The 22,619-nt window shown below is 72.7% G+C and carries 23 protein-coding genes and 2 pseudogenes; 17 read left to right on the forward strand and 8 right to left on the reverse strand.

The features are described 5' to 3' along the window. Positions 1-161 (forward strand): annotated as a pseudogene (locus ADX84_RS17925) (VOC family protein); the annotation flags it as partial. A 54-nt stretch (positions 162-215) separates the two neighbouring features. Here the strand turns inward: ADX84_RS17925 and ADX84_RS17930 are convergent. From ADX84_RS17930 to ADX84_RS17950, 5 genes are all read right to left on the reverse strand, one after another. Continuing rightward, on the reverse strand, positions 216-740 hold the full coding sequence (locus ADX84_RS17930; protein WP_049576233.1) for a copper chaperone PCu(A)C: 525 nt from the start codon (positions 738-740) through the stop codon (positions 216-218). Positions 741-769: 29 nt separating this feature from the next. Further along, positions 770-2,002, reverse strand: coding sequence for a Dyp-type peroxidase (locus ADX84_RS17935; RefSeq protein ID WP_049576125.1), 1,233 nt, complete (start codon positions 2,000-2,002; stop codon positions 770-772). Beyond that, complete coding sequence (locus ADX84_RS17940) at positions 1,999-2,610, reverse strand: SCO family protein (protein WP_049576127.1); 612 nt, start codon at positions 2,608-2,610, stop codon at positions 1,999-2,001. The genes ADX84_RS17935 and ADX84_RS17940 overlap by 4 nt, the downstream gene beginning before the upstream one ends. Positions 2,611-2,671: 61 nt before the next feature. Continuing rightward, positions 2,672-3,238, reverse strand: a complete 567-nt coding sequence (locus ADX84_RS17945; RefSeq protein ID WP_049576129.1) for an RNA polymerase sigma factor — start codon at positions 3,236-3,238, stop codon at positions 2,672-2,674. A 163-nt stretch (positions 3,239-3,401) separates the two neighbouring features. Then, the gene (locus tag ADX84_RS17950; RefSeq protein ID WP_199776634.1) at positions 3,402-3,968 is read right to left on the reverse strand and encodes a hypothetical protein; all 567 of its coding nucleotides are present in this window, start codon (positions 3,966-3,968) and stop codon (positions 3,402-3,404) included. Between the two features lie 122 nt (positions 3,969-4,090). Here ADX84_RS17950 and ADX84_RS17955 point away from each other — a divergent pair, with 122 nt between their 5' ends. Next, positions 4,091-5,461 carry a hypothetical protein gene (locus ADX84_RS17955; protein ID WP_049576134.1) on the forward strand — a complete coding sequence of 457 codons (1,371 nt, stop codon included), beginning with the start codon at positions 4,091-4,093 and terminating at the stop codon, positions 5,459-5,461. 186 nt (positions 5,462-5,647) lie between these two features. Then, the gene (locus tag ADX84_RS17960; RefSeq protein ID WP_049576137.1) at positions 5,648-6,613 is read left to right on the forward strand and encodes an NAD-dependent epimerase/dehydratase family protein; all 966 of its coding nucleotides are present in this window, start codon (positions 5,648-5,650) and stop codon (positions 6,611-6,613) included. Between the two features lie 64 nt (positions 6,614-6,677). On the opposite strand, the gene ADX84_RS17965 is transcribed toward ADX84_RS17960, so the two are convergent. After that, a complete protein-coding gene (locus ADX84_RS17965) occupies positions 6,678-7,013 on the reverse strand; it encodes a hypothetical protein (RefSeq protein WP_247666314.1) in 336 nt (111 codons plus the stop codon). Between the two features lie 33 nt (positions 7,014-7,046). Between ADX84_RS17965 and ADX84_RS17970 the strand changes: the two genes are divergently transcribed. The 10 genes and pseudogenes from ADX84_RS17970 to ADX84_RS18015 form a co-directional block, all read left to right on the forward strand. Continuing rightward, on the forward strand, positions 7,047-7,664 hold the full coding sequence (locus tag ADX84_RS17970) for a hypothetical protein (RefSeq protein WP_049576139.1): 618 nt from the start codon (positions 7,047-7,049) through the stop codon (positions 7,662-7,664). A 71-nt stretch (positions 7,665-7,735) separates the two neighbouring features. Next, positions 7,736-8,377 (forward strand): GTP cyclohydrolase II, encoded by a 642-nt coding sequence (locus ADX84_RS17975; RefSeq protein WP_049576142.1) that lies wholly within the window; start codon positions 7,736-7,738, stop codon positions 8,375-8,377. Beyond that, positions 8,370-9,017, forward strand: coding sequence for a CDP-alcohol phosphatidyltransferase family protein (locus ADX84_RS17980; protein ID WP_049576145.1), 648 nt, complete (start codon positions 8,370-8,372; stop codon positions 9,015-9,017). The genes ADX84_RS17975 and ADX84_RS17980 overlap by 8 nt, the downstream gene beginning before the upstream one ends. Positions 9,018-9,020: 3 nt before the next feature. Further along, complete coding sequence (locus ADX84_RS17985) at positions 9,021-9,998, forward strand: zinc-binding alcohol dehydrogenase (protein WP_049576148.1); 978 nt, start codon at positions 9,021-9,023, stop codon at positions 9,996-9,998. A gap of 35 nt (positions 9,999-10,033) precedes the next feature. After that, the gene (locus tag ADX84_RS17990) at positions 10,034-10,432 is read left to right on the forward strand and encodes a 6-carboxytetrahydropterin synthase (RefSeq protein WP_049576151.1); all 399 of its coding nucleotides are present in this window, start codon (positions 10,034-10,036) and stop codon (positions 10,430-10,432) included. Further along, positions 10,429-11,514, forward strand: coding sequence for a glycosyltransferase family 4 protein (locus ADX84_RS17995; protein WP_049576155.1), 1,086 nt, complete (start codon positions 10,429-10,431; stop codon positions 11,512-11,514). Before ADX84_RS17990 ends, ADX84_RS17995 begins: the two co-directional genes overlap by 4 nt. Before the next feature lie 220 nt (positions 11,515-11,734). Continuing rightward, entirely contained in the window at positions 11,735-13,273 is a 1,539-nt protein-coding gene (locus ADX84_RS18000; protein ID WP_049576157.1) for an MFS transporter, read from the forward strand. Positions 13,274-13,383: 110 nt separating this feature from the next. Then, entirely contained in the window at positions 13,384-14,184 is an 801-nt protein-coding gene (locus tag ADX84_RS18005) for an SAM-dependent methyltransferase (RefSeq protein WP_049576160.1), read from the forward strand. Between the two features lie 150 nt (positions 14,185-14,334). Continuing rightward, positions 14,335-15,198, forward strand: coding sequence for a class I SAM-dependent methyltransferase (locus tag ADX84_RS18010; protein ID WP_156208124.1), 864 nt, complete (start codon positions 14,335-14,337; stop codon positions 15,196-15,198). After that, positions 15,195-16,025: pseudogene (locus ADX84_RS18015) on the forward strand (YbhN family protein); the annotation flags it as partial. The gene ADX84_RS18010 and the pseudogene ADX84_RS18015, both read left to right, overlap by 4 nt. Before the next feature lie 15 nt (positions 16,026-16,040). On the opposite strand, the gene ADX84_RS25645 reads toward ADX84_RS18015, so the two are convergent. Both ADX84_RS25645 and ADX84_RS18025 read right to left on the reverse strand, forming a co-directional pair. After that, the gene (locus tag ADX84_RS25645) at positions 16,041-16,820 is read right to left on the reverse strand and encodes a creatininase family protein (protein WP_082206583.1); all 780 of its coding nucleotides are present in this window, start codon (positions 16,818-16,820) and stop codon (positions 16,041-16,043) included. 143 nt (positions 16,821-16,963) lie between these two features. After that, a complete protein-coding gene (locus tag ADX84_RS18025; protein WP_234004053.1) occupies positions 16,964-17,791 on the reverse strand; it encodes a MurR/RpiR family transcriptional regulator in 828 nt (275 codons plus the stop codon). Positions 17,792-17,947: 156 nt separating this feature from the next. Between ADX84_RS18025 and ADX84_RS18030 the strand changes: the two genes are divergently transcribed. From ADX84_RS18030 to ADX84_RS18045, 4 genes are read left to right on the forward strand one after another with little or no spacing between them, the layout of a single operon-like run. Next, on the forward strand, positions 17,948-19,126 hold the full coding sequence (locus ADX84_RS18030) for an acyl-coenzyme A--6-aminopenicillanic-acid-acyltransferase (RefSeq protein ID WP_049576174.1): 1,179 nt from the start codon (positions 17,948-17,950) through the stop codon (positions 19,124-19,126). A 40-nt stretch (positions 19,127-19,166) separates the two neighbouring features. Beyond that, positions 19,167-20,801: an ABC transporter substrate-binding protein gene (locus tag ADX84_RS18035; protein WP_234004055.1), complete on the forward strand. Its 1,635-nt coding sequence runs from the start codon at positions 19,167-19,169 to the stop codon at positions 20,799-20,801. Continuing rightward, entirely contained in the window at positions 20,798-21,751 is a 954-nt protein-coding gene (locus ADX84_RS18040) for an ABC transporter permease (protein WP_049576181.1), read from the forward strand. Before ADX84_RS18035 ends, ADX84_RS18040 begins: the two co-directional genes overlap by 4 nt. Then, positions 21,748-22,617: an ABC transporter permease gene (locus ADX84_RS18045; protein ID WP_049576186.1), complete on the forward strand. Its 870-nt coding sequence runs from the start codon at positions 21,748-21,750 to the stop codon at positions 22,615-22,617. Before ADX84_RS18040 ends, ADX84_RS18045 begins: the two co-directional genes overlap by 4 nt. The last annotated feature ends 2 nt before the right edge of the window (positions 22,618-22,619 follow it).

The following is a 22,619-nucleotide window of genomic DNA, read 5'->3' on the forward strand; positions in this document are numbered from 1 at the left end:
GGGTAACCCGTGCCGCGGGGACCGCTCTCCAGGCCGAGTACGAGCGCCTCCGCGGGCTCGGGGTCACCTTCACCCAGGAGCCGCTGACGATGGGCCCGGTCACCACGGCGGTACTGGACGACACCTGCGGCAACCTGATCCAGATCGTCAACGCGGGGTAGGCGTGAGCGGCTCGGCGGGGGCCCCCGCCCCCCCGAGCCGCTCACGCCGCCCCTTCAGTGGTGGGAGCCGTGGTCCGCCTCGTCCTGGGTCGGTCCGGTCATCTCCTGCACGGGCACGTCCAGCTCGATCTCGGTTCCGCTGGCGAAGCCCAGCGTGACGGTGACGGAGTCCCCGACCGCGAGGGGTTCGGGGAGGTCGTTGACCATGATGTGGTAGCCGCCGTCGACGAAGGTGGTGGTGCCGCCCGCCGGGACGGGGATCTCGTCGAGGGTCCGCATCACGGCGGCGCCCGAGTCCGAGGTCTCGGTCGTGCACAGCTCGGCGTCGGGTGAGGCGTCGGTGCGCACGTCGACCACGGCGTCGGCTGACGAGGCGTCGGTGTTGGTGATCGCCATGTAGACGACGCCGACCTCGGGGTTGGCCGGTTCGGGCATCCAGGCGTCCTCGACGATGAGCGCGTCGGCCTCGGCTCCGCCCCGTTCGGGCGTCTCGACGGCGGCCTCCCGCACGCCGCCGTCCGTGGAGCAGCCCGTGACGAACAGTGCCAGGGCCAGCAGGGTCAGGGTGTGTGTCTTCATGATGGTGTCCCGTGTGTCGGTCGGCCCGGTCACCAGAGGGAGTGCGCCGGGTGGGGATCGAGGGCCGGTGGCACCGCGAAGACGGCGCTCCCCTCGTGTCGGACGTAGGCGTTGAGGGCGTCCCCGCCCCGGTCGAGTTCGTTCTGGACGGCGGTGAAGCCCGTGCGCGGGTCGGCCTGCCAGGCGGTGAACAGCAACCCGGCCTCACGTCGGCCGTCCCTCCAGCCGAGGTCGTAGTTGAACCCGCGCCGCAGCATGCGGGCACCGAGGGTGCGTTCCGGGCTGGCCAGGCGGACGTGGGCGTCGACCGGGACCACGGGATCCCCGTCCTCGTCCCTGGCGGCGAGGTCGGGGAGGTCGTCCTCCCGATCACGGCCCAGTGGCGCGCCGTCCGACAGGCGTCGGCCGATCACCCGCTCCCGGGCCTCGGGCGCGAGGTCGAACCAGTCGTCCAGCAGCATGCGGACGCGCCGCACCACCACGTAGCTACCGCCGTCCATCCACGAGGTGTCGGACTCGGGGTGCGCTGCCAGGACCTGGGGACCGAAAGCCGCCTCCGAGGGCTCGGGGTTGACCGTGCCGTCGACCTGGCCCATGAGGTTGCGCGGGGTGGCCGAGGCGTCCTGGGCGGTCGCGGCGGCGCGCTGGAACCCGGGCAGGGACCAACGCACGGCGGCCCGGTCCCGGACCAGCCCGAGCAGGTGCTCCACGGCGGCGCTGACCACGAGCGGGTCCTCGGCGCCCACGTGCAGCATCAGGTCGCCCCCGCACAGGGCGGGGTCGAGCCGGTCCGACGCGAACGCGGGCAGGTCCCCCAGGGGCGCGGGTCGCCGGTCGCCCAGACCGGCCCGGTCCAGCAGGGCTCCGCCCAGGCCGAGGGTGATCCCCAGCGAGGCCGGACTCAGCCCCTGGGTGGGCGCGCCGGGCGCGAGTGCGGCCAGCCCCCTCTCGTGCAGTTCACGAGCCTGCTCACCCCAGAGGGCCAGGACCCCGCGGGCCTGTTCGAAGACCTCTCCTGGCTCCTCTGCGCGCAGGTCCACGGCGACCACGTGGACGTGGGCCGGGGTGGGGGTGAGCAGCGCGGGAGGACGCCCGTCGTCCGGTCCGCTCCGGGACAGCGTCAGGCCCCGGGCCGGGTCGTCACCCTCGGGAACGCGCGCGGCCCCGGCGCCCAGTAGTCCCCCGGTGGTCAGGCCCACGGCACCGGCGGCGCCCAGGCCCGCGAACAGGCCGCGCCGGGAGACCCCCGTCCTGGGGCTCACAGCAGCTCCGCCCGCAGCACGGGCAGCAGCGGGGCGATGTCGTCGGCGCCCACGCCCTCGTCGAACATGCCCGCCGCCTCACCGCCGGGGGTCAGCACGAGGATGCGGCCGCCGTGTGAGACGAGGTACTCGCCCTCGGTGACCTCGGGGGCATCGATGGGCACGCCGTAGTCCAGGGCGGCCCGCACGGTGTCGTCCACGTCGCCGCGCACACCCTGGAAGTCAGGGTCGAACCGGTCCAGCCAGGAGCGGAGCTGTTCGTCGGTGTCGCGCTGGGGGTCGCTGCTCACCATCACCACGTCGAACCCGTCGGCGTCTTCTCCGGCCTGCTCCAGGGCGAGGTTGATCTCGGCCATGGTCATCGGGCACACGTCCGGGCAGCTCGTGTAGCCGAAGAACAGCAGGGTGAGCCGGTCGTCGGCGACGTCGGTGAACCCCCAGGGCTCCCCGTCGACGGTGGCGAGTTCGATCCCGGAGGCTGCCATGGGCTGGTCGGAGAGGTCGAGGTAGTGCTCGGCCTCCGCCAGGTCGGGCCCTCCGCAGGCGGTGACGGCCACCAGCGTGGCTGCCGCTACCGCCAGGGAGCGGATCGGGAGTCGGGTTCTCATCGGATGGTTCCTCACGGGACGGTGGTTCGAACTTGCAGGACACGGGGGGTGGGCGGGGCGCTCACGCCGCCTCCCGCACCAGGCGGGCCAGGTCGCGGCGGCCCCGGGCCACCCGCGAGCGGACCGTGCCGATCGGGACGCCGGTGAGCGCCGCGACCTCGGCGTAGGGCAACCGCTGGACCTGGGTGAGGACGAAGGCGGTGCGCCTGTCCTCGGGCAGGTCCTCCAGCAGGGAGACCAGGGCGAGGTACTCGTCGAACCGCCCGGGCTCGGCTGAGTCGGAGCCGAGCGCCCGCTCCCAGTCGTCGACCGGTTCCGTGCGGGGTGAGCGCTCGCGGCTGCGGTAGCGGTCGGCGACGGTGTGGCGGGCCACGGACAGCAGCCAGGCCCGGACCGGGGCCCTGCCCGCGTATCCGGGCAGCCCGCACATGGCTCTGTGAAAGGTCTCCTGGGTGAGGTCCTCGACCCAGGCGGGTTCGACCCGGCGCGCGATGTAGCGGACCACGTCGGCGCGGGTCAGGGTGAACAGGGCGTCCATCGCCCCGGGAACCCCCGCTCTGGCGCGCTGGGCCAGCGGGGCCAGGTCGGGGGGTGTGTGGACCGTGGTGAAGCCGTCACTACGGGTCATGGAACTCGTGCTTTCTGTCACCGCCCGCGCGGCCGCCCCGCTGTCTCTGGACAGCGGGGGCCGCGGGGTGTTCTGGGCAGGTGGTGCCGGAGCACCACGGGGGACGCCGGAGGGCGGCCTGACGACGCCGGGGCTTCAACTCCCCGGCTCGTTGGAACCTCGGTCAGGCGGCCAGAACGGGCGGTGGTCCGCGCAGGACGCGGGAGTGGCGCAGATAGGGCGGGCGCGTGCGCGGGCGCTGGTCGGCGGTGGCGAACCGGACGGACGCGGTGACCCGCGCGCTCGGAACGGCGCCGACCACCAGCAGCAGCGGGATCAGGGAGAGCGCCATGAACCGCAGGAAGGCGAAGAGGGCGTTCTCACCCAGGTGCAGCCACCAGGCGCTGACCAGGGCCATCACCAGGTGCATCGAGATCATCGCCCAGGCGGGCATCGGGTCCTGGACCAGGACCGCCCCGGTGTGGTCGACGTGGTTCGCCGCCTGCGTGTAGGAGAAGGTCACGTGCAGGGCGAGCTGGCCCCACAGCATCCACGCGGTGAGCATGCCGGGGCCGTGCCTGCGGCCCGACAGAACCCACGCGACGGCGAGGACCACGGCCGTGCCCAGCAGGAGGCCGACCAGGGGGACGTCGTGCCCCGAGCTCACCACGTGGCCGACGGCGGACAGGCTCGCGCACACCAGGGTGAACACCCCGGTGCGCAACGGTCGGCACAGTTCGCTCTCGGACATGGTCCCCACATCGTCGCACCCGTCGCCGCGCGGCCGCCAGAGGGGTGGGGATCGCCGGGCCCCGACGACGAGGTCCTCCACTATGCTCGCTTGCGTCCCCGCAGTGAGAACAGAGGTCGCCCGTGTCCGTCTCCCCGCTCACCCTGCTGAACGAGTGGAGTGCCCGCACCAACGAGGCTCCGCTGCGTGAGTTCCTGCTGGTCGGGACGGTGATGGATCTCTCCGCCCTGGAAGGGGGACTGGTGCCCGCCGCCCAGGACCTGGGCGCGTTCGTCACGGTGCTCGGCACCGCCGCCGAGGAGGCCTCCGTACGGCGCCCGGACCGCACCTACGCGCTGATCGACCGCCCCGTGCCCGATCTGGCCCTGCTCCTGGGTGACGAGCACGTCGTGGCCGCCTTCGGTTCCGGCTCCCCCACCACCGAGGACCGCGTCTGGACGGTGCTGCGCGGCGGCCCCGACGGCATTCCCTGGGCACTCGCCGACCTGGGTGCGTGGCTCGCCTCCTGCGCGAGCCGGATCACCCTGCCCGCGTCCCTGGCCGACCGGCTGACCGCCCTCGCCGACCGGTTGGAGGACCTGCTGCTCACCAACCCGACGGAGACCTCCGTCCGGGTGGTGCACAACCTGGACGCCCCGCTCCTGTCCCACCTGCCCGAGGGGCCGGTCGACGAACTCACACTGCACGCGCCGCTGCGCGGCTACGACGCCCCGGCCCTGGCCGCCCTCACCGAGCGGCTGTCCCCGACCCACGTGCGCCTGGGCGTGCCCGGATCGTGGGCCGTGCGGGACCGTGAGGACGCCGCCCGCTCCCTGGCCGAGGCCGGGACGCTGGCGGCCGTGAACCCCGTCGCCGAGGGGTTCCCCGAGCACGGCGGGCTGGTCGAGTGGCAGGCGGGCGACCAGCGCTGCGCGCTCACCTCCGGTGCCAACCTGGCCGCGCTCACGGGAACGGCCTCCTCGGGTGCGGGCCTGGAACTGGGCCTGGTCGTCCCGGCCGTCCCCTCCCCCGAACCCTCCGAGGTGGCCGCCCCTGCCGAGGACGACGGCCACCTGTCGCGTGTGGCCGCCGAGCTCGAGGCCTCGGGCTGGACCCTGGAGTACGACTCCGGCACGTACCGGGTCCGCGGCGCCTTCACCAACCCGGTTCCGGTCGCCGCGCAGGTCGTCGAGTTGCTGGAGACCCAGGCGGACCCCGTCATCGTGCACGCCGAGGGGCCCAAGGGGTGGGCGCTCATCGTGTGGAGGCGGCCGAGCCTGCTGCTGGCCTCCGCTCCCAGGGGCAGCGCCTGGCGCCTGTACCGGGTGGACCCGCCCGCCACCCCGTCCTCCCGGCTGGGGGGTGGCGAGGGCCTGTCGCGGGTCGGCCTGACCCGCACCAGCGCCCCGCTGCACCGTGTCCCGCACCGGGACGTGATCGCCTTCCTGGAGTCCCTGGGCACCGACCACATCTCGCTGTTGGAGAGCGTCGGCCACCTCACCAGGCCGCTCTGAGCGCCCGTCCGGCCCGGGTTCGTTCCGCCGGGACGGGATTTGGGGTCATCCGAGAAGGAACCTCCGGAATCGTCGCCACAGAGGGCCACATCCCCGCTGTGACGTCGGCCCTGGTTCACAGGCGGCCCCGTTCGAAGCCGTGACGGTGCTCGAAGCTGATGGGAACGGGCGCTAGGCTCTGGGCTCATGCGAATTCTCGTGTTGGGCGGTACCTCGTTCGTCGGTCGGGCGATCGTCGACGACGCGCTGCGGCTCGGGCACGAGGTCACGCTCTTCAACCGGGGACGGACCGCGCGGGGGCTCTTCCCCCAGGCGGGGCTCCTGTTGGGGGACCGCGAGGAGGGCGACCACACCGCCCTGGCCGAGGGCTCCTGGGACACGGTCGTCGACGTCAGCGGGTTCGTGCCCAGGCACGTGCGGCAGTGCCATGAGGCGCTGGGCGACCGCGTGGGCCGGTACCTGTTCGTGTCCAGCAACGCCGTCTACGCGCCCGGCGCCGGTCCAGGGGCGGACGAGTCGGCCCCCCTGCGCGCTCCCGAGTGGGACACCGAGGAGATCGGCCGCGACACCCACGGTCCGCTCAAGGTCGCCTGCGAACAGGAGCTGACCGCCCGGTACGGCGAGCGCGCCACCATGGTGCGGCCCGGGATGCTCGCCGGACCGCACGACAACGTCAACCAGTTCACGTACTGGGTGCGCCGGGCCGCGCGCGGCGGCAAGGTCGTGCTGCCAGCCGACCCCGGGCAGCCGGTGCAACTCCTCGACGTGCGGGACCTGGCCCGGCTCGTGGTGCTGTTGGCCGAGGACGACCGCGGGGGCGTGTTCAACGCGATGGGACCGGCCGAACCGCTCACCCTGATGGAGATGCTGCGCACCTGCGCCCGAGCGGCGGGGAGCGAGGTCGAGCCGGTCCTGGTGCCGCCGGAGACGATCAAGGCCCGTTTCCCGTTGGTGCGGCCGGACCCGGTGTGGGAGCAGACCTTCCAGCGCGACTTCGGCCGGGCGCGGGAGGCCGGGCTGCCCTCGACGCCGCTGGCCACCACCGCCGCCGACGTGCTGGCGTGGGACCGTCAAAGGGGCGAGCCGCCGCTGGGCGTGGGCCCCTCCGAGGAGGTCGAACGCACCCTGCTCTCCTACGTTCAGGGCGCCTGACGGCCACGGCGAGGCGGCGGCGGGGCGTTGGAGGAGTCCGCCGTTCCCGCCGGAGCGGCGCGCTCTAGCGCTCCGCCGCGTCCCGCTCGCCCTCTCGTGCCCCTTGTGTCCCGCGCGTCAGGCGGCCGATTGTGGCCACGGGACGCGGCAGCCAGGACCGGAGCCCGGCCAGGCGGGCACGCAGGGCGCCCAGCGGGCCGCTCGGGGCTGCGGCCTCGTGTTCGGGCTCCCCCACCGGCCGCTGAGCGGCGCGGTCGACCTCCGCCACACGTGCGTGCAGGCGGTCCCTGACCTGTTCGGGGGTGTAGGCGCGGCGCTCTCGTTCGGCCCGCGCGATCGCCACTCCGGTGGCCGCCACACCCACGAAGGCGGCCACGCCCAAGGCCTTCCACCACTTCATGCTCATAGGCTAGTGCCTGTGGCAGACACGAGCATGGACCTGGACACGGCGGTCGAGCTGACCAGAACCGGTGACGTGTGGGTGTTCCGGGGCACGAGCGTGCCGGACCGGGCCATCCAGCTCACCACCAACAGCCCGGTCAACCACGTCGGCATGTCCATCGTGGTGGACGACCTCCCGCCGCTGATGTGGCACGCGGAGCTGGGCAGGTCCCTGGTGGACATGTGGACCGGCACCCACCAGCGCGGGGTCCAGCTGCACGATCTGCGCGACGCCGTGCTGCTGTGGGGGCGCCGCTACGGACAGCAGGCGTGGCTGCGGCAGTTGGACCCGTTGGCCGACCGCGCGATGGAGGACGCGGCACTGCGGATGGTGGCCCGGCTGAACGGCACCCCGTTCCCCTCGACGGCGCAGCTGGCAGGGCGGTGGGCGCTGGGGCGGATGCCGTTCCGGAACCGGGCGCGCGAACGCCGTCTGGAGACCGCCTACTGCGCGGAGGTCATGGCTCTGACCTATGAGGAGATGGGGCTGCTGACCCGGGGCAGGCGTCCCGGGTACTACGACCCGGGACGGTTCTGGAGCGGGGACTCCCTGGAGCTGGAGGGCGGCTTCGCGCTGGGCGGGGAGATCCGGGTCGACCTGCCGGAATAGTCGTCCGGCCCGTGTATCGGACCGTTGGGATGGGCACGCACTGTTCAGGTCGCATCCGCATCGGAGGACACATGACGGAGCATTCTCTGGACGGCGCGGCCGTCGCCGAGTCCGACCTGGTGGTGCGCAGGGGCACGTTCCGCTGTGTGGCCTTCCGGGACCCGGTCGACGGCCAGGAGCACATGGCCCTGGTTCTGGGTGCGCTCGGTGACGGCGAGGAGGTCCTGGTCCGCGTGCACTCCGAGTGCGTCACGGGCGACGTGTTCGGCGCGCTGCGCTGTGAGTGCGGTGACCAGCTCGGCGCCGCCCTGGACACGATCCTGACCGAGGGCCGTGGCGTGCTGGTGTACCTGCGCGGCCACGAGGGGCGCGGGATCGGACTGGTGAACAAGGTCCGCACCCAGGTGCTCCAGGACGAGTGCGGGCTGGACACCGTGGACTCGGCGACGAGCCTGGGACTGCCGGTGGACGTGCGGGACTACGGCCCGGCGGCGCGGGTGCTGCGGTACCGGGGCGTGCGCTCGGTGCGGCTGCTGTCCAACAACCCGGCCAAGGTGCGGGCGCTGGAGGACCACGGGGTGAAGGTGGCCTCGCGAGTGCCGCTGCTGGTTCCCGCGCACGAGAACAACTCCCGCTACCTGGTCGCCAAACGGGACCGTCTGGGGCACGACCTGCCGCACCTGAACGGTGACGCGAGGCGGGCGGGTGGCTGATCCTGCCTCCTGGCTCGGGGCCCGGGGCTGGGGCGCCGCGCTGCTCTACTCGGTGTTGGTGACGGTGGCGCTGGTGACGGCGATCCGCCGCTACGATCAGTGGCCCCTGGGCCCGGCGGACCTGGTGACCCTGGTGCGGGTCGGACTGATCGGCGTGGTGACGGCCCTGGTGGCCGAGGGAGGGCCGGTCGGGCCGCTGGTGTCGGTGGCGACCCTGGCACTGGTCCTGGACTGGGTGGACGGGCTGGTGGCACGGGGGACGCGCACGGAGTCCGACTTCGGGGCCCGGTTCGACATGGAGGCCGACGCGTTCCTCATCCTGGCCCTGAGTGTGTACGTCTCCGGGTCCCTGGGACCCTGGGTCCTGGCGATCGGCGCGATGCGGTATCTCTTCTGGGCCGCCGCCCGTGTGGCACCGTGGCTGCGCGGCCCGCTGCCGCCGAGCGTGGCACGCAAGGGCGTGGCCGCGGCTCAGGGGATCGTGTTGACGGTGGCCGCGTCGGGGGTACTCCCCCGGCCGGCGGGTGCCGTCGTGGTGGCGGTGGCGCTGGTCGCCCTGCTGTGGTCGTTCGGACGTGACGTGGTGGCACTGTGGCGGGCGGGTGTCCCCGAGCCCGGTGCCGCCGAGAGGAAGAGGTGAGGGATGGCGAGGACCGCTCGGGCGTTCTGGGTGGACTCCCCCGGTGTGGGCGAGGTCCGGGAGGTGGAGCTGCCCGAACCCGGACCCGGCGACGTGGTCGTGCGCGCCCTGTGCTCGGGGATCAGCCGGGGCACGGAGACGCTGGTGTTCGGCGGCGGGGTGCCGCCCAACCAGTACGGCGTGATGCGGGCGCCCTTCCAGGAGGGTGACTTCCCCGGCCCCCTGAAGTACGGGTACCTGAACGTGGGCGTGGTCGAGGAGGGCCCGGGGGAACTGGTGGGGCGGACGGTGTTCAGCCTGTTCCCGCACCAGACCCGGTTCGTGGTGCCCGCCTCGGCGGTGTCGGTGGTCCCCGAGGGCGTCCCGGCCGCACGGGCGGTGCTGGCGGGCACGGTGGAGACCGCGATCAACGCGCTGTGGGACGCCGCGCCGCTGGTGGGCGACCGGGTGACGGTGGTCGGCGCGGGCATGGTGGGCTGCTGCGTGGCGCGTCTGCTGTCCCAGGTGCCGGGGGCCCGCGTCCAGCTGGTGGACGTGGATCCGCGCCGGGCCGAGACCGCCGAACGCCTGGGGGTGGACTTCGCCCGCCCAGAGGAGGCCGAGGGCGACCGCGACCTGGTCTTCCACACGAGCGCCACCGAGGCGGGCCTGGTCTCCTCCCTGCGGCTGCTGCACGTGGAGGGCGAGGTCGTGGAGCTGAGCTGGTACGGCGACCGGAGAGTGATCCTGCCCCTCGGGGAGGACTTCCACTCCCACCGGCTGACGGTGCGGGCCAGCCAGGTCGGCATGATCTCTCCGGCCCGCCGCTCGCGCTACGACCACGCCGAGCGCCTCCAGTTGGCGCTGCGTCTGCTGGAGGACCCCGCCTTCGACGCCCTGCTCACCGGGGAGAGCCCGTTCGAGGAACTGCCCGCGGTGCTGCCGAGGCTGGCCAGCGGCGAGCTCGCGGCACTGTGCCACCGCATCGTGTACGAGAACTGACCGAACGACCGATCCCGACACCCTGGGGAGTCCTCTTGTTCAGTGTCACCGTCCGGGACCACCTGATGGTCGCCCACAGCTTCCGGGGCGAGGTCTTCGGCCCCGCCCAGGCCCTGCACGGGGCGACGTTCGTGGTGGACGCGACCCTGCGCCGCCCCGAGCTGGACCCCGACGGCATCGTCGTGGACATCGGCGCCGCCACCCGGGAGCTGGGCGCGGTGGTGGCCGAGCTGAACTACCGCAACCTGGACGAGGTGCCCGAGTTCGCGGGGACGAACACCTCCACGGAGTTCCTTGCCAGGGTGGTGGCCGACCGCTTGGCGGAGCGGATCGCGGCGGGGGCGCTGGGGGCGCACGCCGACGGACTGACCGCGCTCTCGGTGACCCTGCACGAGTCGCACGTGGCCTGGGCCTCCTACGAACGCGAGCTGTGACCGGGACCGCGAGCACCCCGGCGCTGTTCGTCGTTCCAGAGGCGCGAGAGCCCAGTGGCGGGCACACCTACGACCGGCGGATCGCGGACGCGTTGGGCGAGGGCGCGCCCGACGCCCCGCACGGTGCCGCACGACCGGTGCGGACGGTGACGGTGCCCGGCGTGTGGCCCCGACCGGGACCAATCGGGACGAACGCTCTCTCCGCGGTGCTGGCCGGGGCTCCCGACGGCGCGTGCGTCCTGGTGGACGGCCTGGTGGCGTGCGGTGTGCCCGAGGTGGTGGTGCCCCACGCGGGGCGGCTGCGGCTCCACGTGCTGGTGCACCTTCCGCTGGCCGACGAGTCGGGGCTGTCGATGCGGGAGGCCCGGGACCTGGACGCGCGCGAACGGGCCGTCCTGAGGTGCGGGGTGGCGGTGGTGGCCACGAGCGCGTGGGCGGCCCGGCGGTTGGCCGCGCACCACGGTCTGGCCGAGGCAGGCGTGCCCGTGGAGGTGGTGCGACCGGGGGTGGATACGGCACCACTGGCGCGCGGCAGCGGGTTCGAGGAGGGGGCGGGCCGCGTCCCGCGGCTGGTGTGCGTGGCCTCGTTGACTCCGCGCAAGGGACACGACCTGTTGTTGCGCGCCCTCGGGTCCCTCGTGGAGCTTCCGTGGGAGTGCGTGTGCGCGGGACCGGGTTCCCCTCCTCCGCTCGCGGCCGCGCTGGCGGGCCGGGTGCGGTTCACCGGTCCGGTGGTCGGCGCGGAACTGGAGGCCGCGTACGCCTCCGCCGACCTGCTGGTGCTGGCCTCCCGCGCGGAGACCTACGGGATGGTCGTGACCGAGGCGCTGGCCCGGGGCGTGCCGGTGGTGGCCACCGAGGTGGGAGGGGTTCCAGAGGCGTTGGGCCGGGCCCCCGACGGGCGCGTGCCCGGTCTGCTGGTGCCGTCCCGGGACGCGGCGGCACTGGAACGAGCGCTGCGGGACTGGCTGACCGACGCGAACCTGCGTGCATCTCTGCGCGACGCGGCTCGAGTGCGCCGCACGGCTCTGGCGGGGTGGCCCGAGGCTGCCCGGGAGATGGCGCGAGTACTCGGTCTCTGAGCCGCCCCGGAACGGGTGGGTGCGTGTGACCGGGTTCTCCGGCGGTCGCATGTCCTCATACCAGGTCCGGTGGTATCGTGCATAGGGTGCAAAAATTCTTGCGATGCATTTTTGCCGCCCCGGCAGATCTCTTCCGCCCGCGCACCCTCACCCGTTTCTCCTTCACCAGAGGCCAGCCTTGAGTACTCCTCAGTCCCAGGGCACCGCACGTACACCGATCATGCGCACCCTGAGCGGGCTGCTGATCGTCCTCGGCGTGACGATGCTCAGCGGCACGATCGTCTCGGTCGCGCTACCCCAGATCCTCGGGTCCCTCCAGGGCACCCAGTCCCAGTACACCTGGGTGGTGACCGCGACGCTCCTGGCGTCCACGGCCTCCACCCCCGTCTGGGGCAAACTCGCCGACCTCTTCCCGAAGAAGCGGCTGCTCCAGATCTCGATCGTGCTGTTCATCGTGGCCTCGCTGCTGAGCGGGTTCGCCCAGAACACCGAACAGCTCATCGCCTTCCGCGCCCTCCAGGGACTCGGCATGGGCGCCTCCCAGGTCCTGGTCCAGGCCACCATCGCGGCCCTGGTCAGCCCCAAGGAACGCGGTCGCTTCAACGGCATCATCGGCGCCATCATGGCCGTGGCCACCGTCGGGGGCCCGCTGATCGGCGGGGCGCTCACGGACGCCTCCTGGCTGGGCTGGCGCTGGTGCTTCTTCATCGGCGTCCCGTTCATGCTGGTCGCGCTGGTGGTGCTCACCCGCACCCTGCACCTGGTGGAGGAGCGCCGCGCCAACGTGCGCGTGGACTACCTCGGCGCCACGCTGATCGCCGCCGGGGTCAGCACCATCCTGCTGTGGGTGACCTTCGTCGGTGCCAGCTTCGCGTGGATCTCCTGGCAGACCGGCGCCATGGTCACCGGCGGGCTCGCGCTGCTGGCCGTGGCCGTGTGGGTGGAGAACCGGGTGGCCGAGCCGGTCATCCCTCTGCACCTGGTACTGCGCCGCGAGCCCATGATCGCGATCGTGGCCAGCGTCGCGGTGGGCATGGCGATGTTCGGCGGAGCGGTCTTCCTGGGCCAGTACTTCCAGCTGGCCCGGGGCTACTCGCCGACCGCCGCCGGGCTGCTCACCACCCCGCTGATGCTCGGCATGATGGTCTCCTCCACCATCTCCGGCTGGCTGGTCTCCCGCTCGGGCCGGGTCAAGGCCTACGTCGTCACCGGCCTCGTGTTCCTGTCCCTCGGGTTCCTGCTGCTGTCCACCATCGACGCGACCACCTCGCTGTACGTGGTGTCCCTGGGCATGCTGGGGGTCGGCGTGGGCGTGGGCATGTCCATGCAGAACCTCGTGCTCGTCGTGCAGAACTCGGTCCCGCTGCGCGAGCTCGGGGCCGCCAGCGGGGCGATCACCTTCTTCCGGTCCCTCGGCGGCACCATCGGCGTCTCCGTGCTCGGGGCGATCCTGGCCAACCGGGTGAGCACGAACGTCACCGACGGCCTCGCCGTCTCGGGCGTGGAGGTCCCCGCCGGAGGCGCCGACGGCACCACCCTGGACCTGGCGGGTATGCCGCCGTTCCTGCGCGAGATCGTCGAGGGTGCCTACGGCTCCTCCACGGGCGACATCTTCCTGGTCGCCACCGGTATCGCCGTGGTCGGTCTGGTCGTGGCGCTCTTCCTGCCGCGAGTCCAGCTGCGGGACACCGTGGACATGGCACCGCCCGAGAAGGAGGAGCGGCCGGAGCCCGGGGAGCGGGCGACGCTGTCCTCCTGATCCGGAAGGCCCCGTGGCACAGGGCCTTCCGTCTTGCGCCGGGGTGGTTCGGGTTGGAGACTGCGGAGTGGTTCCCCCGAGTCCCCCCACCCACAGGAGCGCGAGACCCCATGACGGACACCCCGATCGACGGCACCGTCGCCCACACCGCCCGCGTGTGGAACTACTGGCTGGGCGGAAAGGACAACTACCCCGTCGACCGCGAGGTCGGTGACCGCGTCAGGTCCCTGTTCCCCCAGGTCGCGGAGGCCGCGCAGGGAGACCGTCTCTTCCTGCGCCGCGCCGTGGGCCACCTGGTCCGGGAGGAGGGGATCACCCAGTTCCTCGACGTCGGTACCGGGCTGCCCACCGCTGGCAACACCCACGAGGTGGCCCAGACGCTCGACCCCTCGGCCCGGGTCGTGTACGTCGACAACGACCCCCTGGTCCTGGCCCACGCCCGCGCGCTCCTGGTGGGCACCGACGCGGGTCGGACCCAGTACGTGGACGCGGACCTGCGTGACGTGGACGCGGTCCTCGAAGCCGCCAGCGAGACGCTCGACCTGGCGCGGCCCGTCGGGCTGACCCTGATGGGCACCATGGGCCACTTCGAGATCGGGGAGGCGGTCCGCCTGGTGCGCGCCTACGTCGACCGTCTGGCCCCGGGCAGCTTCCTCGCGGTGTGCGACGGCGTACTGGCGCACATGGAGGTCGAGGACGCCGAACGGGCCGCCGAGGGCATGCGGGTCTGGGAGCAGCACGTGGCCCAGAAGTACCACATGCGCACCGTGGAGGAGTTCCGGAGCTTCTTCGACGGCTACGAGTTGGTGGAACCGGGCGTGGTCTCGGTGTTCCAGTGGCGGCCCGAACCCACCGAGGTGGGCACCGTGCGCCCCATCCCCCAGTACGCGGGCCTGGCCCGCAGGACCTGACCGGACCGGTCCCCGAAGGGGCCCCGGGAGACAGATCCGGGCAAAGGCTTCCTGGATCGGACCTCCCGGACGCACCCGAGCTGGCACTCTGGGAGGAGGCGTCCGCACGTTGGCGGTCGCACTCCACCGGGAGGAGTCCCGTTGAGCTCTGTGTCCGAGAACCCACCGCCCGCCTTCGATCCGGGTTGGTTGGCCCTGCGGGAGGGCGCCGACTCCGAGGCCCGCGCCACCGCGACGCTCGAAGCGCTCCGCGCCTTCCTGGAGGGGCCCGGCGGCGCACCGCGCGGGCGGCCGGTCAGGATCGCCGACCTCGGGTGCGGCTCCGGTTCCCAGGGGCGCTGGCTGGCGCCCCGGTTGTCCGGGGCCCAGCACTGGACCCTCTACGACGTGGATCCCGGCTTGCTGTCCCTGGCCGGGGCGTACCTGCCCACGACCTCGGCGGACGGCGCGCGGGTGAACGCGCGGATGTGCCTGCGGGACGTGGGTACGATCACCGCACAGGACCTTTCCGGGGTTGACCTGGTCACCGGGTCGGCCCTGCTGGACCTGCTCACACACGCGGAGTTGGAGGCGATCGTGCGGGCGGTGACCGGTGCGGGCTGCGCCGCCCTGTTCACGCTGTCGGTGGCCGGCCGGGTGGAGCTCTTCCCGGGTGACAGGGACGACCCCGCGCTGACGGAGGCGTTCAACGCCCACCAGCGCCGGGGCGGCCGGTGGGGGCCGGAGGCGGCCCGAGCGGCCGCGGGGTCGTTCGGCGAACACGGGTACCGAACCCTGGTCTCGCACAGCCCCTGGCGACTGGGCCCGGAGAGCGTTCCGCTCGTTCGTTCCTGGCTTCGGGGGTGGGTGGAGGCGGCCCTGGAGCAGGACCCGGACGCGGCCGTGGGCGGATACCTGGAGCGTCGGCTCGGCGAGTGCGAACGGGGTGAACTCGGCGTGATCGTGCACCACGACGACCTGTTGGCGCTCCCCGGGGAGGGACCACCACCCGAGGAGGCCGTGCCCCACCGATGAACGGCACCGGAGGACGGTGGTCCAGGATCGTGCGCCCGCTGGTCGGGGTCGCGGTCCTGGCCGGGGTGGTGTGGTGGTTCCCCCTGGAGGCCTTCACCGCTGCCTTCGGCGCGGTCGACCCCGCCACGGTGGCGGCGGCGCTGGGGATCGGGCTGTTCACGACCCTGCTGTGCGCGGCCCGCTGGATCCTGGTGGCACGCGGGGTGGGCCTGCGCCTGCCGTGGTCACGGGCGGTGGGCGACTACTACCGTGCGCTGCTCCTGAACGCGGTCCTGCCCGCAGGCGTGCTCGGGGACGTGCACCGGGCGTTCAGCCACGGTCGCTACGCGGGAGACCTGGCCCGTGGGGTGCGCGCGGTCCTCCTGGAGCGCATGGCCGGGCAGGTGGTGCTCGCCGCGACCTGCGCGGTGCTGCTGTTCACCCTGCCCACCGCCCTCCTGGGCCCGGGGCTGCTGGCGGTGGCCGCCTCCCTGGGTGTGTTCGGCGTGCTGGCGTTGGTGGTCGGGGTCGGCTGGGTGCTCGGGCGCCGACGGGGGTCGGCCTGGTGGCGGACCCTGTCGGCGACGGTCGCGGACACCCGGGCCGGTCTGTTCACGGTGTCGACCGGCCCGGGGGTGGTCCTGCTGTCGGCGGCCGCGCTGGCCGGACACCTCACCCTGTTCCTGGTGGCGGCCCGGGCGGTGGGGATCGCCGTGCCCGCCCCGGTCCTGCTCCCGTTGTTGGTGCTGGCGCTGGTGGCGATGAGCGTTCCGGCCAACGTGGGCGGGTGGGGGCCGCGTGAGGCGGTGACGGCGCTGGCCTTCGGCGCCGCCGGGCTGGGCGCCCAGGCGGGCGTGACGGTGTCAGTGGCCTACGGGCTGCTGGCCCTGGTCGCCGCCCTTCCCGGCGGGCTGGTGCTGGTGTGGCGGCTCCTGCGGGTCGAGCACGTTGAGGTACCCGGCGAACACCTTCACCAGGTGCGCCAGAAGATCACGGCCCTCGGCGGCCGTGGCGCGTGAGGGCTGTCCCACCACTCCGGAACGCGTGTAGCGGGACAGTCCCGTGGTGAGCATGTGGTCGCGCCGGTCGGCGAGGTGGTCGGCCTCCTCGTAGCCGGGCCGGACCAGGTCCGGGCGCACGTGGAGCAGGACCGAGGTCTCCAACTCCCCGGCGTGCATGTCCCGGTCGTTGGTGGTGTTCATGCCCGACGCCCTGCGGGCGGCCTCCCAGTCGTGTGGGCCGGGGAAGAGCGCCATGTCCCCCCGCGAGGCCTGGACGAGGTTGGCGAGCACGTGGTTGCCACCGTGCCCGTTGACCAGGACCAGTTTGGTGGTGCCCGCGGCCCGCAGGGACGCCGCGATGTCGGAGGCCATCGCGTACAGGGTGGGCGCGGTGACGCTGACGGTTCCGGGCCAGGCCTCGTGTTCGTGCGAGCAGCCGAAGCTGATCGGGGGCAGCACCCGCAGCCCGGGGTGGGCGTCGGCCAGGCTTCGCGCCAGGGCGCAGGCGATGACGGTGTCGGTGGTCAGCGGCAGGTGGGGGCCGTGCTGCTCGAGACTGCCCACGGGCAGCAGCGCCACCCGGGCGGCGCGTGTGCGCTCGTCCTGGCTGGTGTCGCCGGGCAGGGGATCGGAGAAGTCCATGGGGCCATCCTCCCTCGTGGCGACGACCGAACGCGGCGCCCCCTCCGCCCCCGGGCGCGCCGGACCCCGGACCCCGTCTCGGCTCGGGGGCCCTGACCGGCCCCCGCCCGCCGGAGGCGGGGCCGACAGCCCTCCCCCGGCTTTCAGTGGCCCAGGCGTCCGCGCCAGGCGGTGAGTTCGTGTGAGGTGCGCACGGCCCGGTCCGGGTGGATGGTGGCCACGGCCTGCACGAGGCCGTCGGCGATGATGATGCCGGTCAGGGCCTCCGCCGTCATGCCCGTGGGGGTGTGCGGGGCGGACAGGACGATGTCCACGCTGTCGCGCAGTTCCCCGGTGAGTTCGTCGGTCACCAGCAGGGAGTGGGCACCCACCGCTCGGGCCCGTTCGAGCAGCACCTCCACCTCCGGCAGGACCCGCCCGGGGGCGAAGACCACGACGGCGTCGCCCCGGTGGATGCCCAGCAGGTCGTCTGCCAGCCGGAAGCCGTCGGTGTCTATGGTGCGGGCGCGGGCGCCGGTGCGGTTGAGCTTGAGGGCCAGGTGCTCGGCGGCGATGTTGGAGGAGCCGACGCCGTAGGTGACGGTCTGCCCGGCCTCGGCCAGGACCTCCACGGCGCGGGTGAGCTGCTCGGGTGAGGTGGCCGTGCGAACGTGTTCGACGCGGTCGCGGGCCTCGTCCACCACCCGGTCCCAGAGAGAGGTGAAGTCCCGTCCCATGCGGTCGATGCGTTCACGCAGGCGTACGTCCGGGGCGACCTCGGAGGTGAAGGGGGCGGCGATCTCCTGCTTGAGGGCGGGCAACCCGGAGTAGCCCAGGCGGCGCAGGGTGCGGATGACGCTGGCGTTGCTGGTGCCACTGGCGCTGCCGAGCTCCTGGGCGTTGGAGTAGAGGATCTGCTCGACCGGCGAGGCAGTGAGCAGGCGACAGACCGATCGCTCCGCTGGCGAGAGGCTTTCCCAGTGAGTGCGCACCAGGGTGTGGAGGCGTTCCAGCCCCGGATTCGAAGAACTATTTGTTACAGCTCTTGACTGTGGCGTAGCACTCATTACACTCCTGAGGAAACAGTCGTTTCAACTATGCGCGTCTTCGTAATGGATGTTACATGACGTGTTCGGGGGACCACCATCATGACCACCACCTCGTCGCGAACGCCCTCGGGCCTGCCGCTCGTCGAGATCAGCGGCGGCCCACGTGAGCGCGGCATCGCCTACGGAGAGGCCGCACGCGAGCAGATCACCGCGGCCATGGGCTTCTACGAACGCGCCTTCCGCCAGCAGACCGGCCTGAGCTGGGGCGGCGTCCTCGACCGCGCCCGCGGGTGGCTCGACACCTGCCGCGGCTTCGACGCCGACATGGTGACCGAGATGGAGGGCATCGCCGAGGGCACGGGGGTCGACCTCCTCGACGTCCTCGCCCTGAACGTGCGCGGGGAGATCATCTACGACTCCTCGTTCCGCGCCATGCCCACCGTCACCGAGGCCGACGAGCGCGAGGCCTCGGACGGCTGCACCTCGTTCGCCCTCGCCGAGGGCGCGACCGGCGACGGCCACGTGTACGCGGGACAGAACTGGGACTGGCGGCACGGCACCGCCGACACCGTCCTCATGCTCCGCGTGGTCCAGCCGCCCCGCCCCACGCTCATCATGCAGGTCGAGGCGGGCCAGGTGGGACGACACGGCGCCAACTCCGCCGGGATCGCCCTCAACGCCAACGGACTGGGCGGGCGGTTCGGGTCGGCCGTCGGCGTCCCACAGACCCTGGTCCGCCGCCGCGTCCTGAACTCCTCCCGGCTCTCCGACGCCCTGAACGCACTGGTCAGGACGCGCGCCCACATCGCCAGCAACGCCCTGCTCACCCACCGCTCCGGATACGCCATCGACGTCGAGACCACCCCCGGCCCGTGCCAGTGGATGTACCCCGACGACAAGGGCGTGCTCGTCCACGGCAACCACTACCAGGCCGGCGTCCCGCCCCAGCTGGCCGAGTCCTACCGCCCGCTCTCCACGGACTCGCTCATCCGCGTACCCCGCGCACGGCGCGGCCTGGCCGCCGTCCGCGACGCCGACACCTCCGACGAGGTGCGCGCGGCCGTCCACCGCGCCATGTCCGACCACCTCGGCCACCCCGAGTCCCTGTGCACGCACCCCGACCCCTCCGCCCCCGAGGTGCGCCGCTGGTCCACCCTGCTCTCCAGCCTCGTCGACCTCACCAGCGGCGAGTACCGCGTCGCCGCCGGAAACCCCTGCGAGCACGACTACGAGCTCATGCCCTGGAACCTCTACGACGGCCCGGGCGCCCAGGGCTGACCCACCGTCCGCATCCCCCACTTTCCTGGAGAAGACCGTTGTGAAGGACAGACCACCACGCCGCGCCGGAGCGGTGATCCCCGCCGCCGTCCTGGCGCTCGCAGTGACCGCGTGCACGGCCCCGCCCGCGGGCCCGGAGCTCGAACTGACCCCCACCACCGCCCCCGCCGTGGGTGAGCTGGGCTCGGTGACCTGGATGCTCCCCTCCGAACCCACCTCGCTCGACCTCGACGCCAAGGGCGGCACCGCGCAGAACACCATCCTGGCCAACGTCTGCGAGCGGCTCATGCAGGTCGCTCCCGACCTCAGCGTCGGCCCCGGGCTGGCCGAGTACGCCGAGTGGGAGGACGACTCCACCGTCGTCTTCCGCCTGACCCCGGAGGCCGCCTTCCGCGACGGCACCCCGATCACCGCCGACGACGTGGTGTGGAGCATGGAACGGCACGCCGCGGAGGGCGCCGAGGAGTCCGACGAGTACACGAACGTCGAACGGATCGAGGCCACGGGAGACCGCGAGGTCACCGTCCACATGGGCCAGCGCGACGCCGTGTTCGTCCCCGCCATGGCCGGGAACGGGGGCATCGTCTATGACCGCCGCGCTCTGGAGGCCGACGGCGACGCCTACGGCACACCGCAGGGCGCCGACGCCTGCACGGGCCCCTACCGGCTCACCGAGTGGAGCTCGGGTAGTCGGGTCGTGCTGGAGCGCGACGACGCCTACTGGAACACGCCCCGCGCCGCACGCGTGGAGCGGGTGGAGTTCCGTTGGGCCGTCGAGAACGCCGTGGTCAACACCCTGAACACCGGCGAGTCCGACGGCGCCTACCTGGACACCGCGTCCGCCGCCGTCCCGCTGCTGCGCGACGAGACCGTGCAGGTGTACCAGGGGCCCTCCACCAACGTGTGGTCCCTCATCACCACCGAACGCGGCGGCCTGGCCGACCCCCGACTGAGGCGCGCTCTCTCCCTGGCGCTGGAACGCGACGGCATCTCCCGGTCGGCCTTCGGCGGACTGGCCGAGCCGTGGTCCGCTCCCCTGGGCCCGGGCGGCTGGGGGTACGAACGCGAACGGTTCGAGGAGGCCTACGCGGCGATCGACGCCGCCCCCGCCGACCCCGACGAACCGGAACTGGAACTGGCGCGCGCGCTGGTCGAGGAGGCCGGGGCCCCCGACGAGCCCATCGTCATCGCCAACGACGGTGAACCCGCCCGCACCATCATCGCCAACGCCTTCGTGGACGCGGCCGCCAAAATCGGGCTGGAGGCGCGGATCGCCACCGTGCCCCGGCAGCAGTTCGGCAGCTACTACGTGGACCCCGAACTGCGTTCCCAGGTCGACCTGTTCTCCGACGAGTACTGGGTCTCGAAGAACGACCCCGTGGGCTTCTACAAGAACGGCGCCTCCGACGCCGGGGTGAACTACTCCGGCTTCGCCGACGAGGAGTACGACAGCCTCGTCAAGGAGGCCCAGGCCGCGACCGACGACGCCGAACGGGCCGAACTCGCCGTGGAGCTCCAGGACCGCTGGACCGAGGCCATGCCGTGGATCCCCGTCGTCCAGGTTCCCACGACCCTCGCCATGGGACCAGGGGTGACGGGCGCGCCCGCCTCCTCCGCGTTCCTCTTCTACCCGTGGGCCGCCGACCTCGGTGCCCGAGAGGACGAAGGCCGATGACCACGCACGTGCTGCGCCGCCTCGGCGGCATGCTGCTCACCCTGGCCGTCAGCTCGGCGCTGATCTTCGGCGCCATGTACGCCGCACCGGGTGACCCGGTGTCGTTCCTGGTGGGCGACCCCGAGAACGTCACCCCCGAGCGGATCGCCGCGGTCCGCGCCGAGTACCACCTGGACCAGCCCCTGCTGGTGCAGTACTGGCTCTGGCTCGGCGGCACCGTCACCGGAGACCTCGGGACCTCGTTCCAGTACAACGCGGCGGTGAGCGACCTCATCCTCACCCGCCTGCCCACCACCGTGTCCCTGGTGGCCTACGCGGCGGTGCTCTTCACCGTCCTGGGCATCGCTCTGGGCGCCCTGTCCGCGGTGCGGCGCGGGCGCCGCACCGACGCCGCCGTCACCGCCGGGACCACACTGGCCGCCTCGGTGCCGTCGTTCGTCCTGGCCATCGCGCTGATCTCGCTGTTCGGGGTACAGCTGGGGTGGTTCCCGGTGACCGGCCTGGGCGAGGGGTTCCTCGGCCGCGTCCACCACCTGACGCTGCCCGCGATCGCCCTGGCCACCGGTGCCCTGGCCATCATCTCCCGGGTCACGCGGCAGACGATGGTGGAGCAGTTCGACCTGGAGCACGTCGCGGCGTCGCGGGCGTCGGGGATCGCCGAACGACACGTGGTCCGCCGCCACGTGCTGCGCAACTCCCTGGGCCCCGTCGTGACGATGTGCGGCCTGGTCACCGCCAGCATGCTCAGCGGGACCGTGGTCATCGAGTCCGCGTTCGGCCTCAGCGGGATCGGCGCGCTGCTGGTGGACGCCATCAACAACCTCGACTTCCCGGTCGTGCAGGCCGTCCTGCTGTGCATGGTGGTCGCCTACATGGGGGTCACGACCCTGATCGACCTCGTCCACCCGCTGCTGGACCCGCGGGTCCGTATCGAAAGGAACCGGGTATGACCGCCCAGACGCCCTCCACGGCCGTCACCGTGAGCACCGACCTCGGACGTGCTCGCGGGTCCGGAGGTCGCGGCGCCCTGTGGGTCAGCGGAGGGTTCCTCGCAACGGTGGTCCTGGCCGCCGTGTTCGCTCCACTGGTCGCCCCGGCCGACCCCAACGCCATCGACTTCGGCAACATCTGGGCGCCACCCGGCGCCGACCACTGGCTGGGCACCGACCAGATGGGCCGCGACCTGCTGTCCCGGGTCGTCCACGGTGCGCGGGAGAGCCTGCTCGGCCCGCTGGCCCTGCTCCTGCTCGCCTCCGTGCTGGGCGTGGCGATGGGCACGCTGGCCGCCTGGCGGCGCGGCTGGGTCGACGTCCTCCTGGCCCGCGTCACCGACGTCATGTACGCCTTCCCTGGGCTGCTGTTCGTGGTGCTCGTCATCGCGGTGTTCGGCAGCGGCATGACCACGGCCGTCGTGGCGCTGGGGCTGGCGTTCACTCCGATCATCGCCAAGTTCACCCGCAGCGTCGCACTGGCTGAGTGCGCCAAGCCCTACATCGACGCCTACCGGGTGCAGGGTGTGAGCGGGCTGGTCATCTGTCTGCGCTACCTCATCCCCAACATGGCGCCCGCCTTGCTCGGGTACCTGGTGGTGCTCTTCGGTGAGGGCCTGATGAGCCTGGCCACCCTCAGCTTCCTCGGGTTCGGCGCGCAGCCACCCAGCTCCGAGTGGGGCCTGATGGTCCAGGAGGGGCAGTCCGCGCTGATCCAGGGCGTGCTGTGGCCCGCGCTGGTCCCCGGTGCGGCCATCGCCCTGGTCGTGGTCGCGTTCAACATCGTCGGGGTGCGTGTCGCCGACCGGCTGAACTCACGGAGGTAGGC

The sequence above is a fragment of the Nocardiopsis sp. SBT366 genome (genome assembly GCF_001083815.1).
Lineage (GTDB): Bacteria > Actinomycetota > Actinomycetes > Streptosporangiales > Streptosporangiaceae > Nocardiopsis > Nocardiopsis prasina.